The organism is Herbaspirillum sp. alder98 (assembly GCF_020179755.1).
GTDB lineage: Bacteria > Pseudomonadota > Gammaproteobacteria > Burkholderiales > Burkholderiaceae_D > Herbaspirillum.
In genome coordinates this window covers 208,808-222,233 of the sequence record NZ_JAIUCY010000007.1, presented here as the reverse complement: position 1 = coordinate 222,233, position 13,426 = coordinate 208,808, and the positions used below count along the sequence as shown (strand labels likewise).

The window sequence follows — 13,426 nt, the reverse complement described above, 5'->3', positions numbered from 1 at the left end:
GGGTACTGCAACGGTACTCTATACATCAACGTTCACTCACCAGCGCTGTAAAAAGCTGCTGGTCGCACAGATCGCCGACGTTGATGCCAAGGGCTTCTCCCAGCGTTTCCATATGATGGATGGAGAAGTTCGGGCGGCCTCGCTCGAGCTCACTGAGATACTTGCAACTTAAACCGGCGCGGGCGGCGAGCTCGCGTTGAGTGAGGTCTTGCAGGCGTCGCGCCTTGCGCACGTTGTCGCCGAATATCTGGCGGGCGCTGGGCTTGCTGGGATCGGATGGCGTATCGTCGACAGGGTTGTCGATGATGTAGTCGCCGCCGCGGGACTTGCGTCCGTTGGCAGCCTCTTCGACACACAGCATGATGAACTCATGCGCGCGAAGATCGGGATAGAAGAAATCGATATTGGTCATGGCCGTCAGGAAGAATGAGTGTTGATCGACTCAGTCCAACGCGATATTTGCCGCAACTGAAAACAACGTGGGGTTGAGCAGATCGGGAAGGGTGAGATCCAGGGCGATGGCGAGCGCTTCCATGTTGTTGACGGAGATGTTGCGTTCACCGCGCTCGACTTCGCTGAGGTAAGTACGACTGATATCAGCCCTGAAGGCAAGTTCTTCCTGGGAGATTTCTTTTAATCTGCGCGCTTTTCGAACGTTGAGTCCAAATATTTCGCGAGAGCTAAGCAATGGTTTCGTCTTTTTCATCGCTCAAAGAATCCGATGTCTTGCGATGACGGTCCACCAGCTAAACTTGGTCGACTCACTACTATAAGCGACATTTTTTACATTCCAGCTGAAATTGGTTAGTGGTTCGAAAGTTGTCGATGTGCGACGTTCCGCGCACCCGACTTGTCAACCGGGAGCGCCTGCGCGACGTAGTCATCAACCGCCGATCGTGTCGCTGCGATTGCCAACTTGCGCGACCTACTCTAGTCCCTGACAGCATTCTGGCGGGTGGGCGTCGGTGATCGGCGGCTGGAACTGCTCCATGCCATAACTATCAAAACGCATCGACCCTACGCCCAGCGGATCGCGAGTTGTGCCTGATGGTTACTACTAGGGCTATCATCGACGAATACAAGAATGCCGATGCCGCCCATCTTTTTATTTCACCCAGGATCATGGATAAGACACTTGCCCTGCGTCGTGCCAAGTTGCTCGCACTGTCCTGGCTGATCGGCGCCGCAGTGGTTTTCATCGCTGCTTCACTTGCGCCGCGCATGCTATGGAGTGATCTGCTGCGCGCCATGGCCGAGGCGGCGATGGTGGGCGCCCTGGCAGACTGGTTTGCGGTGAGCGCCCTGTTCCGCCGCATTCCGATTCCGCTGCTGTCGTCGCATACCGCCGTCATCGCGCGCAACAAGGACCGCATCGCCGATAACCTGGCGGTGTTCGTCGAAGAAAAATTTCTCAATCCGCAAGCGCTGGCTACGCTGATCAAGCGCCACGATCCGGCACGGCTGGTCGCCGACTGGCTGGCGGATCCATCTCATGCGCGGCAACTGGGCAGTTATATCTGCGCCGCCCTGGCCCAGGTGCTCGATATGGCCGATGATCGCGCCATCCAGCGTTTTGCGCGCGAAGCCATGCACGCCGCATTCGACCGGGTCGACCTGTCGCGCTCGCTGGGCGCGATCCTTGATGTGCTGACCCGCGACGGGCGTCATCAGGAACTGCTGGACCAGGCCATCGGCCAGGTAGCCGCCCTGCTCAATCGAGAATCCACCCGCGCCTTCATCGCCGAGCACATGATCGAATGGCTGCGCCAGGAATATCCGAAGATCGAGAAGCTGTTGCCGTCGAGCTGGATCGGCGAGAAGTCCGCCGACACCCTGGCGGCGATCATCGACAAGCTGCTCACCGGCATTGCAAACGATCCTGACCATGCTCTGCGCCGGGCTTTCGACGCGCAACTCGCCGACTTCATCGAGCAACTCAAGCACGACCCCGTGCTGCAGGCGCGGGGCGAGCAGATCAAGCGTGAACTGCTCGAGGGCGAAGCCGTCAGCACCTATCTGTCCGGCCTGTGGGGAAATATCCGCAGCTGGCTGCAGCGCGATCTGGCGCAGCCCGATTCGGCATTGCACGCCAAGGCCAGTGGCGCTGCCCGCTGGATCGGGCAGGCGCTGCAAGATGACCCGCTGTTGCGCGCCACGCTCAACACACGCCTGGAGCAGGCGATCGGTGCCCTCGGCCCGGAGATGACCCAACTGCTCACTCGCCACATCAGTGAGACCGTCAAGAATTGGGATGCGGTCGAGCTGGCGCATCAGGTAGAACTCAATATCGGGCGTGACCTGCAGTACATTCGCATCAACGGGACCATCGTCGGCGCGCTGATCGGCGCAGCATTGTTTGGCGCCACGCTGGCGCTGCAATGGATCGTGCACCGCTGAGGCTGCAGGCGGACGCGTCCTTTACCGCTCCTGGTGGCACATAGCTGCCTTCTGTCCTACGAAATTTCCCGCCATCGTCCTATGGATGAGGAAGCGCCGCCGCCGTAAATTCTGCCTGTCGATTCGAACCGTGATGATCGCGCACGCTGCCCCTGGTGGCGTAGCCAGAACTAACAATCCTTGCAGTGAAAAACAAACGGATCAAGCGAGTCGACGCGAGCCTGGTGGCGATCATTGATCGTGCCGGGCGTGATGCTTATTGGACACTGAGGAGGCAACATGAATAATCACGTCGTATATAACGAGAGCGTCGGCGAATCAGCCGCATTGACCGGATCAGGTGTTTCCTGGGGCGCGGTACTGGGTGGCGCCGCCGGTGCGGCCGCGCTCTCGTTCATTCTATTGATCCTCGGCTTCGGCCTGGGATTTTCGTCGGTATCGCCCTGGTCGGGTGAAGGCCTGTCGGCCAAGACCATCGGCATCTCCGGCGCGATCTGGCTGGTCTTCACTCAACTCGCGGCGTCTGCCATCGGTGGCTACCTCGCGGGTCGCCTGCGTGTGAAGTGGGCTGGGGTGCATACCCGCGAAGTCTATTTCCGCGATACCGCCCACGGCTTCCTGGCATGGTCGGTCGCTACCCTGGTCACCGCCGCCGTACTGGGCACCGCCATCACCAGCGTCATCTCGGGCGGTGTGCGTGCCACCGGTGCTGCAGTCGCAGCCGTCGGTGGCGCTGGCGTGGCCGCAGCGGGTGCCGCCGGCAGCAACAGCAATATCGCCGACACCGCTTCGGGTTACTTCATCGATGGCCTGTTCCGGGCACCTAACGCTACCGCACCGGCTGCCCCGGGCGGCGCGCCAGCACCCACCGCCGATGCTGCTCCGCTGGCGCTGCCAGCGACGCGCGGACCGGATGAAGGTCGTGACGGCACCAGCCCGGCGCAACGCCTTGAAGTGGCGCGCATCTTCACCTATGCATTGAGCAATGGCGCACTGACCGATGCCGACCGCGCCTATGTCGGCCAGGTGGTGGCACGTCGCACCGGGCTGAGCCAGGCCGATGCCGAAAAGCGCGTCAATGACACGTTTGCCGCCTACAAGAAGTCTGTCGACGATGCCGCGGTGAAGGCCCGCGAAGCAGCTGACGCTGCCCGCAAGGCCGCTGCCTACGGTTCGCTGTGGATGTTCCTGTCGCTGCTGTGCGGCGCCTTCATCGCCAGCTTCTCGGCCACCTATGGCGGTCGTCGCCGTGATCTTCCCGACTTTGCCGCACCACGTGCCGTGGCACCGTCCCAACCCGTCGTCAACAACTGAGGAGACCATCATGCCTGCGATCCTGCTCTGGCTGCTGGGAGTACCTATCCCACTTATCCTGCTGCTGATTCTGGTGTTCTAAGCTAACGCTGCACCGATCTACAGCGGTACCCTGCAATTGCTCTACCATCCTTCGTGAGGTTCTTGCGCCGTGGCTAGCCACGGCGCTTTTTTTTGTACGAGGGAATCGCTCAGAAAACCGAAAATCCAGAGCGCGCCGAAAACAGTTCGAGCGCCCTGCCGCCGGCCAGCGAGTTACCGTGATAGTCCAGCGCAGGCGACCAGACGCATAGCGCCATGCGGCCCGGCACCACTGCCAGGATGCCGCCGCCGACGCCGCTCTTGGCCGGCAGGCCGATGCGAAACGCAAAGTCGCCGGCAGCGTCGTAGGTGCCGCAGGTGAGCATGATGGACGTCACCCGTCGTACCTCGCTGGGCGTGAGCAAGGTCTCGCTCACGTCGGGCGTGGTGCCGTAATGCACCAGTAGTTGCGCCGCACGAACCAGTTCGGCGCAGCTCATCTCGATCGAGCATTGGCGGAAATAGGTCTGCAACACATCATCGACCGGCGCCTTCAGGTTGCCGAAGCTCTTGATGAAATTGGCCATCGCCGCATTGCGGTAGCCATGCTGGGCTTCCGAGCGCGCCACCCGGGTATTGAAATTGATATCGTCCACGCCGCTGATCTGGCGGATGAATTCAAGAATCGACAAGTGCGCGTTGACGTACTGGCTGCACAGGATATCGCTCACCACCAGCGCACCGGCATTGATGAAGGGATTGCGCGGGATGCCCAGGTCGGTCTCGAGCTGGATCAACGAATTGAATGGCGTACCCGATGGCTCCCGCCCCACCCGCTGCCACAGCGCGTCGCCCAGCCGCCGGTAAGCCATGATCAGGGTGAAGACCTTCGAAATACTCTGTATCGAGAAACGCTCGTGCGCGTCGCCGGCGCAGAAGACGCCGCCATCGGGCAGGTACAGCGCAATACCGAGCTTGTTGCGATCGACATGCCCGAGCTCGGGAATATAGTCGGCCACCTTGCCCTGCAGCGTGAGCGGGCGAACCTCTTCAAGCACCTGCTGCAGCATCGGCGTGAAATCGGTGACAGTGGTCATGGCGGGCGTCCATCGGTTGAGAAGGAGCACATCATGCCACTAACTCAATCCCCGAGATCGATCGTAGTGGCGAGCGTGATGTCGGCCGGCGTCTCGTACATCGCCACCGCCCAGATCTGCCTGGGGTTGGCGGCTTGCGCTGCGAGCGCAGCACTGACGAAATTGATCGAAGCGCGATCGAGGCTGGCAAACGGATCGTCGAGCAGGGTCAGGGCGGCGCCGGCGGCCAGGGCCGCTGCCAGGTAGACCTTGCGCTTGCTGCCGGTCGACAGCATGAAGAGTTTCTTTTCGAGATGGGGCGTCAGCGATAGGCCCTCGCACAGCGCGGCGATGCAGGACTGGTCGAAAGAAGGATGGCGCGCCTGCAGTTCGGCAAATACCTCGGGTGGCGTGGCCTGGTCGTAGGCCTCGGTGCGCGGGTCGATATAGAACACCTGGCGCCGATAGGCGGCGCTGTCCAGGTCCAGCCGCACGCCGTTCAATTCCAGCGTGCCGGAGCGTGCCGGCAATTGCCCGGCCATCAATTGCAGCAGCGAAGTCTTGCCGCGGCCATCGCCGCCGCGAACCAGGTTCACGCCTGGCGTCAGCACGGCCGAAAAGCCGTCGAACAGTGTGTGTCCGGGAAAGCCGAATTCAATGTTGCTCAGGCTCAGCGCGCCTGGCAGATCTGCAGAAACATGCATGTCCGGGAGCCGATAGGTGCGACGATCAACGCGGCGGATGCGCCAGCGGCTTGTCCTTGCGGGAGTCGGCAATCATGGCGATGGCCAGTGCGGTCGGGGGATACAGCAGCACCAGGCCGGCCCAGTCGTGGTCCGACAGGATCATCAAGCCGGCAATGAACAGGTCGAGCACCATCACGCACATCAGCGGCCAGCCGACCGGCGCGCCGAGGAAGGTCTTGCGTCGCTTGTTCTTGAAATATAGTGCCATGGCGATGCCTGTGGTTGCTCGCGATACTTGCCGGATGCGGCGTGCGCTGCACGGCATTCGCGATGGTTGTCTCCTGCCGATGATTATAAAAGATGTCGCCATATATCGCGACGTTGCATGCAGGAAACGAGCACGACTAAATGGGTAACATTTTGATACATCTTGGCGCGGGGTAGCGTCTGCCGGCTCGCCGGTGATGTCGCGCTCGCTATCGAATCCGTACCGCTGTTCCCGATCTTGCGCGCTGATACGGGCGTAGTTCCTGTCATGGCCGGCATCGGCGCCGAAATAGTGCCTGTTTTTTGAGCAGCCGCTTTTCGACGGCACTCGCTTAGATTTGCACCTTCTCCCTCCGCATCGCACGTTATCAAAACTCCAGTTGTTGTCGTAACAACGTGCAGCCTGTGCAACCAAGTGTGACGCTACTAAGTCGTAAAGAAGCAGCACTGAAGAGTACAAAGCCACTGCCGTGCTGTTCAAGAAAAATTGCGCATCACAAAGAATCCAAGACTAACAAGCCACCGCCGCGCCACGATTGCCGGCGGCAGCCTGCGCCCGAGTGCCGGCTGGAAGGCCGCTCTTTCGTGACAGGACACCATGATCTCGCATCGCCCCCACTTCGCTCTGCCCGTTCCGCGCCGCGCCGCGCTGGTCCGCGCCAGCCGCATTGCCTCGTTGCTGCCCTTGTGCCTTGCGCTGCTGGCGCCTGCCGCTGCGCGCGCGGCGCCCCCCGCAGGCGGTGCCGCCGCTGCATTCCATCAGCTCAATGATGACAACTGGATCGAACGGCGCGAGACGCTGTCAACGCTCGGCTTCACTACCCCCTTGGTGCTGGCGTCGAACGACAGCAGCCGCGAAATCTATCTGCCGGTGCCGGCCAATGTGCCGCTGGCCGACGCCGCACTGAAGATGGATGCCAGCTACCTGCGCGCCGACGGTGGCCGGACCACCATGGTGCTGGCGGTCGATACCTTTCCGGTGGCCGCGCGCGCCATGACCGCCGACCAGGGCAATGCCGGCCTGACGCTGGGCATCGACGGCGCGCCGCGCGCCAATGGCTTCGTGCGCCTGTCGGTGAACTGGAGCACGATGCTGTCGGGCCAGACCCAGTGTTCCGACCCGCGCACTCCGGGCAACGTGCTGCGGGTCGAACCCGGCTCCAGTTTCAGCTATCGCTATGACAGCCGCGCCGTCGGCGATCTGCGCACCGCATGGGGCGCCTTGCCGGCAGTGACCGCGATCATGGTCGCCGGCCGCCAGCTCGATGCGCAGTCGTATGACACCGCATGGCGCATCGGCGTGGCGCTGGAACGGGCCGGCAAGCACAGCACGGTCTCGACCATGCCGGTGGTGGGGGATCGTATCGACCTGTCGCGCCTGAAGGTGCCGGCGGCGTTGCGCGCCATCCCGGCCTTCGCCGCGCTCTCTGGCGAAGGTACCCACGTGCTCAAGGACCAGGCCGAAATCGGCGCGTTGCTGTCGCTGGGCCAGAACGGTTTCGATGGCCAGTTGCGGGGTGACATCCTGGTGGGCGACAAGGCCCTGCTCGACAGCATCAACGGCGCGCTCGACGCGCTGGCCGCGCAGGTCGGCGCCAGCGCATCCGATGCCGCGGCCGCCTTCGCCCAGTGGCGCACGCGCCTGCAGCCCCGCGCTGACGGCCTGCAACCGAGCGAGCTGCGACTGGTGTCGGCTTTCGGGCGACCGGTGATTCTGGCCGGTCCGCAATCCGGCGCCGCCTTTGCCAGCATGTTCGACGCCTACTGGCGCAACATCAGCGGTTCGCCCGCACTGGTGGCGCGCGCCGCCCATAAACCGGTGTCGCAAGAGCCGTACATCCTGCTCAAGAACCTGGGGGGCGCGCCAGGTAGTTTCGATGTGATGAGTCGCGCCGACTGGACCGCCTCGTTCGACATCGCCGAAGTGGCCAGCGACGGTCGCCTGCCCTCCGAGCTGGTGCTCGACGTGTCGGCCGCACCCGGTGCGGGACGCACGCCGCCGGTGGTCTCGGTATTTCTCAACGACGTCTTGCTGGGCGCCTCGCATCTGCAGGCCAATGGCCAGCGCGAACGCATCAATGCCCGGATTCCGCCCAACGCATTGGCCGCGCAGAACCAGATAAAAGTGGCCTTCGTGCGCCAGCCATCGAGCGACAATTGCCGCGAGACGCCGCAATCGTTCCCGGTCGCCGTACTGGCATCGAGCCACATCAAGCTTGATAAGGCCAAGGATGAAGCCAACTTCACGGGCATGGTGCGACGCTTCGCCACCGGCGCCGAGTTGCTGGTGCCCAAGGCCTATCTGAGCGATTCGGCGGCGACGTTGCAGCGGGTCGTGATGGTCGCGGCCAGTACCGGCCTGCCGGCCGGGCGCACCACCATGAAGGTGGTCGATGATGGCGCCCAGGCCGCGCCGAGCGGCAACTTCCTGGCCTTCGACACCGGCTTCAAGGACGACAAGAGCCTGGTCGTGGTCAAGCAGAACACGCTGGTGTTGAACGACAGTAGCAACAAGCCGATGCTGGATGTGAGCGGCTTCAACCGGCTCGGCATCGTCGAGGTGACGCAGGCGAGCGGTCATGACGGCGTGGTGTGGCGCAGCGTCGGCCAGTCCGCGCCTGCCGTGGCCAAGCCGTTCCAGCTGTCCAGCGGCAACGTGGCCGCCATCGGTAACGCGGGTTTGCTGTCCGAGATCAATACCAGCGACACCAGCGGTCGGGACTACGTGCAGGACGCGCCATCGATCACCATCCCCGACATCCTGTGGTGGGTCGTGCCGCTGAGCATCATCGCCCTGTTCGTCCTGATGCTGGTGCTGGCCAGCCGTGCGCGCCGTCGTCGTGCGGCAGAGCAGGAACGCGCCCGTGAAGCCGGCCTCCAGCAGAAGAAGCGGGACCAGTAACGGGAACGGCCATGTTTACCACTGCCAATGCCACGGCCCAGCTCAACTTCCTGTTCGCCAATTATTATTCGGCGCTGGAAATTGCCGCTGCCGTGGTGGCCATCCTGATCCTGCTGTCGGCGCTGGACGATCTGTTCTTCGACCTCTGGTACTGGACCCGCCGCATCTACCGCAGCTTCACCATCGACCGCGTGCGTACGCCCCTGACGGTGGAGCAACTGCACCAGCGCGACGAGCAGCCGATCGCCATCATGGTCCCGGCCTGGATGGAGCGCGACGTCATCGCCCAGATGGTCGAAGACATGGTGGCGGTGCTCGACTACCACCAGTACCAGATCTTCGTGGGCACCTACGTCAACGACGCCGGCACCATCGAAGAAGTCGAGCGCATGCGGGTGCGCTACAAGCAATTGCACCGGGTCGAGGTGCCGCACGCCGGCCCCACCTGCAAGGCCGACTGCCTGAACTGGGTGGTCAAGGCGATTTTCGCCTACGAGCAGCGTCACGATGTCGAGTTTGCCGGCGTGGTGCTGCACGACAGCGAAGACGTGCTGCACCCGCAGGAGTTGAAGTTCTTCAACTACCTGCTGCCCCGCAAGGACATGATCCAGTTGCCGGTGGCCTCGCTGGAACGTGAATGGTTCGAGCTGGTGGCCGGCACCTACATGGACGAATTCGCCGAGAGCCACGCCAAGGACATGATGGTGCGCGAAAGCGTGGCCGGCATGGTGCCGTCGGCCGGCGTGGGCACTTGCTTCTCGCGCCGCGCGCTGCATGCGCTGATGGCCGAGTCCGACGGCGAACCCTTCAACGTGGCCAGCCTCACCGAGGATTACGAAGTCGGCACGCGTCTGTCGCAGATGGGCATGCAGACCATCTTCGCGCGCTTTCCGGTCAAGTACACGGTGCGCCGCAAGCCCTGGTTCTTCGGCAGCGGCAAGCGCACCATCGACAGCACGCTCGAGATTCCGCTGGCCGTACGTGAATACTTTCCCGACCGCTTTCGCCAGGCCTATCGCCAGAAGGCGCGCTGGGTGATCGGCATCGGCCTGCAAAGCTGGGAACAGATGGCGTGGAAGGGACCGCTGGCCGAACGCTACCTGCTGCTGCACGACCGCAAGGGCGTCATCACCGCCTTCGTCAGCATGCTGGCCTATGTGCTGGCATTGCAGTTCCTGATCTTTTCGGCGGCCACCACTTTCCAGTGGTGGGATGTGTTCTACCCGCCCCTGCTGGCCGGCGACGGATGGTGGCGCACGGTATTGCTGCTCAATGCGCTGGCCATGCTCAATCGCGCCGGCCACCGTTTTTATTTCACCACCCAACTGTATGGATGGCGGCACGGGCTGATGGCGCTGCCGCGCATGGTGGTGGCCAACTTCGTCAACTTCATGGCGGTCGCCCGCGCCTGGCGCCTGTTCTTGTTGTACCTGTTCGCGGGCCGCGCCCTGGCCTGGGACAAGACCATGCATGATTTTCCCAACGAAGGCGCGGCCACCCGCCCGCGCCAGCGTCTGGGCGACCTGCTCAAGACCTGGCAGGCGGTCGACGACAGCACGCTGGCGCGCGCCCTGGAAGAGCAGCGGCGGACCCAGATGCCGCTGGGATCGGTCATGGTGTCGCACGGCTGGCTGGATGAAGAAACCCTGGCCGAGGCGCTGGCCTATCAGGAGCGGCTGCCGCGCGTGGCGCTCACGCGTGAGCTGGTCGAGCGTCATGCCGGCCAGTTGCCCGACGAGGCATGCGCCCGCCTGCGAGCGCTCTATCTCGGCCCTGGCACCGACGGCCACCCCGATGAAGGCCTGGCGCGCATCGCGGTGGCCAGCGCCCTGAGTGAACAGGCACGCGGAGAACTGGAAACCCTATTGGGACGCGCCCCATTCGCGATGGTGGCGCGCGAGTCCGAGATTGCGGCCGGCCTGCGCCTGTTGCGCGGCCAGCGCAATGCCTTCGATCGCGACCAGACCGAGGCCCGGGTGCCGCTGCTGGGCGACCTGCTGATCACCAGCGGCTTGCTGTCGCGTCCTGTATTCGAGGCCGCCATGACGCGCTACCGGCCGGAACGACATGGCCGCATCGGCGACTACCTGGTCAACGAAGCGGTGATCTCGCGCGAGGCCATCGAACAGGCCGTGAATCAGCAGCGTAGCCTGCTGGCGCAAGGTCGCGCCGGTCCGGCCTGAAACCTGTCATCCCCATGAGAACAAGAAGATGAAACCACACCGCCTTTTTCTGACCCTGCTGGCCGCGTGGCTGGCCACGCCGCTGGCGCAGGCACAGACGCAGGTGTTGCCGCTGCCCCTGTCGGGTCCGGCCTATCAGCTGGCGCAGCAGGCCTATGCGTCGTCGGCACGCGGCGACTACCAGCGCGCGCAGGCGCAGTTGCGCGAAGCGATCCGGCTGCGTCCTGATTCGCCGGAGCTGCGTCGACAACTGCGCCAACTACGTGAACAACGGGCCGCCGGCGCCGCCTCACGCGACGCCGGTTATGCCGATGCCAGCGCGGCCTATCGAGCCACCGCCGCCGGTCGTCATGACGACGCCGTCAGGCTGGCGCGCCAGGCGGTGGCGAAGTCGCCGCGCAACGATGCCTATTGGCTGTTGCTGGGCAATGCGCTGAACCAGACCCGTCAATACGAGCAGGCGCAGCAAGCGCTGGCGCAAGGCCAGCAGATGGCGGGCAGCAGCGCGCCATTGCAGCGCCGTCAGTTGGAATTGCGGCGCGAGATGGCGGCGATGCAGGCCGCGCTGGCGATGCAGGCGCAGCAACGCAATGACGCAGCGGGCGAAGTCGCGGCAGCGCAGATGGCGGTGCAGTACGCGCCCGAGAATATTTCCTATCGCTTGCTGCTGGCCACGGCGCTGCTGCGCGACGAACAGTTGCAACAGGCCGAACAGGTGGCCGATGAGGCGCGCGCCCGTGACGAATATCGCGCCGGGCCGCTGCTGCTGCGCGCCTATGCGCGCCTGCGCCAGGGGCGCGAGCAAGAGGCCATGGCCGACTTCGCGCAGGCGCGTGCGCTGGCACGCGGCCACGAACAATTGCCGGCCAGATTGCTCGAAGCCGACGCCGAATTGGCGTTGCAACGACCCCAGCGCGCATTGGACCTGCTCGACGACGATAGCGTCGACATGAGCGACCAGATGCGGGCGGCGCAGTGGCGCCAGACGCGGCTGGCCGCGCAACAGGCGCTGACGCGTTATCGACGCGCCGCCCTGGCGCTGCATGACGATGCCGCGCCGCTGAGTGCCAAACAGTTTCCGGTGCCGAGCCTCGATTGCAGCGCGGGTGCCGCCCTTGACGGTTGCCTGGTGGCGCCGGGCGCCGTGCCGCGCGATCGCGGTTACGACCAGGCACTGATTGCCTATCGCGCCATGGATGAACGCGACTATGCGCGCGCCGCCGAAGCGGCCGGCGCTGCGGTGCAACTGGCGCCCGGCAATCTCGACTATCGCGCGCTGCAGCTTGATGCGCTGGTCGCGGCCGAGCAATGGGTCCCGGCCGAACAGGCGGCCACCGACGCCGTGTCACAACAAGCCGTCGAGTTGGGACCGATGCTGGCGCGACGTGGCGCCATTCGCGAACGACTGGGCCGCAATGCCGAGGCCCGGGCCGACTACCGCGCCGCGCTGGACGCAGGCGGCTTGCCGCTTGCATCCGAGATCACCTTGCTGGCCAATACCGGCCGCAGCCGCCAGGCGCGCGAGAAATTCATCGCCGGGCGCGACGCTGGCGCACTGGACGATCTGGATGATCTGCAAATGGCTTACCTGGCGCAACGCGCCGGCGACAGCGACGCTGCGCAAGCGGCCTTCAGTCGCGCCGATGTGGCCGGCAAGTTGCCCGACAATGCGCTGGAAGACGCCGCTTTCGCAGCGCTGCATGAGGGCGACGACAGCCGCGCCCTGGCCTGGTTCGAACGCAGCGTCGACGCCGCCGACGGCGGTCGCATCGAGCGCACTGACCAGCAGCGTTTCGACACCCGGCGCGCCATCTCGAGCGTCGACCGCAGTGTCGGCGCGACTGCCTCCATCATGCGCAGCGGCGGCGGTCCCAGCGCCGGCAACGGTGGACGCCCGGGGGCATCCAGCCGCGCCAGCACGCTGCAGGCGGGCGCCGAACTCTGGTGGCGGCCGTTCGGTTACATGGATGGCCGCACGGTTGAAGTGTTCGGTCGGGCATTCCAGACGCTGCAGGACCAGTCCGGCGGCAGCACCGGCGCGCAGACTGCGCAAGCCACCGTGGGTGCGCGCTGGAAGCCGTTTTCCAGCCAGAACGTGGTGGTCTCGATGGGACGCCTGGTGCCGCTGGGCTCACAGGCATCGGCCGACTGGCTGGCGCAACTGGCTTATTCGGACGGCATCGGCACCGACCTGCGCGCGGACCGCGCGTCGTGGTGGACCACCCAGTGGTATGCCGAGGCCGGTCGCTACCTGCAACACCCCCAGACCTACGGCGTGGCGTCGCTGCAGGCCGGACGCAGCGTGCGGCTGGACAACATCCTGCCGGGGCTGGTGGCGTTTCCGCACCTGACCCTCAATACCGACTACAACTCGCTCAACAGCAACCGCAGCGCCACCGGGTTTGGCCCGGGCATCAACCTGCGCTACTGGTTCCGGGCGGACACCTATCACGCGCCGCGCGCATCGCTCGACCTGTCATTGCAGTACCGCTTCAAGATCCAGGGCGATGAACGCGCCAAGGGATTCTTCGTGACCACTACGCTGTCCTACTGACCGGATCAATTTTCGGTGAGGTTTTC

The 13,426-nt window shown here is 64.2% G+C and carries 10 protein-coding genes; 5 read left to right on the top strand and 5 right to left on the bottom strand.

What is annotated here, in order from left to right; translation table 11 throughout:
• Nucleotides 1-25 precede the first annotated feature (25 nt).
• Both LBW87_RS17275 and LBW87_RS17270 read right to left on the bottom strand, forming a co-directional pair.
• Nucleotides 26-412 carry a helix-turn-helix domain-containing protein gene (locus LBW87_RS17275; RefSeq protein WP_225202703.1) on the bottom strand — a complete coding sequence of 129 codons (387 nt, stop codon included), beginning with the start codon at nt 410-412 and terminating at the stop codon, nt 26-28.
• A 30-nt stretch (nt 413-442) separates the two neighbouring features.
• Nucleotides 443-706, bottom strand: a complete 264-nt coding sequence (locus tag LBW87_RS17270) for a helix-turn-helix domain-containing protein (protein WP_008119144.1) — start codon at nt 704-706, stop codon at nt 443-445.
• Between the two features lie 416 nt (nt 707-1,122).
• Here LBW87_RS17270 and LBW87_RS17265 point away from each other — a divergent pair, with 416 nt between their 5' ends.
• Both LBW87_RS17265 and LBW87_RS17260 read left to right on the top strand, forming a co-directional pair.
• Nucleotides 1,123-2,397: a DUF445 domain-containing protein gene (locus LBW87_RS17265; protein WP_225202702.1), complete on the top strand. Its 1,275-nt coding sequence runs from the start codon at nt 1,123-1,125 to the stop codon at nt 2,395-2,397.
• 279 nt (nt 2,398-2,676) lie between these two features.
• A complete protein-coding gene (locus LBW87_RS17260; RefSeq protein ID WP_225202701.1) occupies nt 2,677-3,711 on the top strand; it encodes a hypothetical protein in 1,035 nt (344 codons plus the stop codon).
• 191 nt (nt 3,712-3,902) lie between these two features.
• Here the strand turns inward: LBW87_RS17260 and LBW87_RS17255 are convergent, their stop codons facing one another.
• From LBW87_RS17255 to LBW87_RS17245, 3 genes are read right to left on the bottom strand one after another with little or no spacing between them, the layout of a single operon-like run.
• Nucleotides 3,903-4,829, bottom strand: coding sequence for a glutaminase (locus tag LBW87_RS17255; protein ID WP_225202700.1), 927 nt, complete (start codon nt 4,827-4,829; stop codon nt 3,903-3,905).
• A 44-nt stretch (nt 4,830-4,873) separates the two neighbouring features.
• Nucleotides 4,874-5,512 carry an ATP-binding cassette domain-containing protein gene (locus tag LBW87_RS17250; protein WP_225202699.1) on the bottom strand — a complete coding sequence of 213 codons (639 nt, stop codon included), beginning with the start codon at nt 5,510-5,512 and terminating at the stop codon, nt 4,874-4,876.
• A gap of 25 nt (nt 5,513-5,537) precedes the next feature.
• Entirely contained in the window at nt 5,538-5,762 is a 225-nt protein-coding gene (locus LBW87_RS17245) for a hypothetical protein (RefSeq protein WP_225202698.1), read from the bottom strand.
• 597 nt (nt 5,763-6,359) lie between these two features.
• On the opposite strand from LBW87_RS17245, the gene LBW87_RS17240 reads away from it, so the two are divergent.
• Genes LBW87_RS17240 through LBW87_RS17230 form a run of 3 tightly spaced genes read left to right on the top strand, consistent with a single transcriptional unit; the run spans nt 6,360 to nt 13,400 of the window.
• Nucleotides 6,360-8,663: a cellulose biosynthesis cyclic di-GMP-binding regulatory protein BcsB gene (locus LBW87_RS17240; RefSeq protein WP_225202697.1), complete on the top strand. Its 2,304-nt coding sequence runs from the start codon at nt 6,360-6,362 to the stop codon at nt 8,661-8,663.
• 11 nt (nt 8,664-8,674) lie between these two features.
• Nucleotides 8,675-10,846 (top strand): glycosyl transferase family protein, encoded by a 2,172-nt coding sequence (locus tag LBW87_RS17235; protein ID WP_225202696.1) that lies wholly within the window; start codon nt 8,675-8,677, stop codon nt 10,844-10,846.
• Between the two features lie 28 nt (nt 10,847-10,874).
• Nucleotides 10,875-13,400, top strand: a complete 2,526-nt coding sequence (locus tag LBW87_RS17230; protein ID WP_225202695.1) for a bacteriophage N4 adsorption protein A — start codon at nt 10,875-10,877, stop codon at nt 13,398-13,400.
• Nucleotides 13,401-13,426: the final 26 nt, after the last annotated feature.

Coding starts and splice junctions, on each gene's coding strand:
- LBW87_RS17275 (WP_225202703.1), bottom strand. CDS start 412: ATGACCAATATCGATTTCTTCTATCCCGATCTTCGCGCGCATGAGTTC.
- LBW87_RS17270 (WP_008119144.1), bottom strand. CDS start 706: ATGAAAAAGACGAAACCATTGCTTAGCTCTCGCGAAATATTTGGACTC.
- LBW87_RS17265 (WP_225202702.1), top strand. CDS start 1,123: ATGGATAAGACACTTGCCCTGCGTCGTGCCAAGTTGCTCGCACTGTCC.
- LBW87_RS17260 (WP_225202701.1), top strand. CDS start 2,677: ATGAATAATCACGTCGTATATAACGAGAGCGTCGGCGAATCAGCCGCA.
- LBW87_RS17255 (WP_225202700.1), bottom strand. CDS start 4,829: ATGACCACTGTCACCGATTTCACGCCGATGCTGCAGCAGGTGCTTGAA.
- LBW87_RS17250 (WP_225202699.1), bottom strand. CDS start 5,512: ATGCATGTTTCTGCAGATCTGCCAGGCGCGCTGAGCCTGAGCAACATT.
- LBW87_RS17245 (WP_225202698.1), bottom strand. CDS start 5,762: ATGGCACTATATTTCAAGAACAAGCGACGCAAGACCTTCCTCGGCGCG.
- LBW87_RS17240 (WP_225202697.1), top strand. CDS start 6,360: ATGATCTCGCATCGCCCCCACTTCGCTCTGCCCGTTCCGCGCCGCGCC.
- LBW87_RS17235 (WP_225202696.1), top strand. CDS start 8,675: ATGTTTACCACTGCCAATGCCACGGCCCAGCTCAACTTCCTGTTCGCC.
- LBW87_RS17230 (WP_225202695.1), top strand. CDS start 10,875: ATGAAACCACACCGCCTTTTTCTGACCCTGCTGGCCGCGTGGCTGGCC.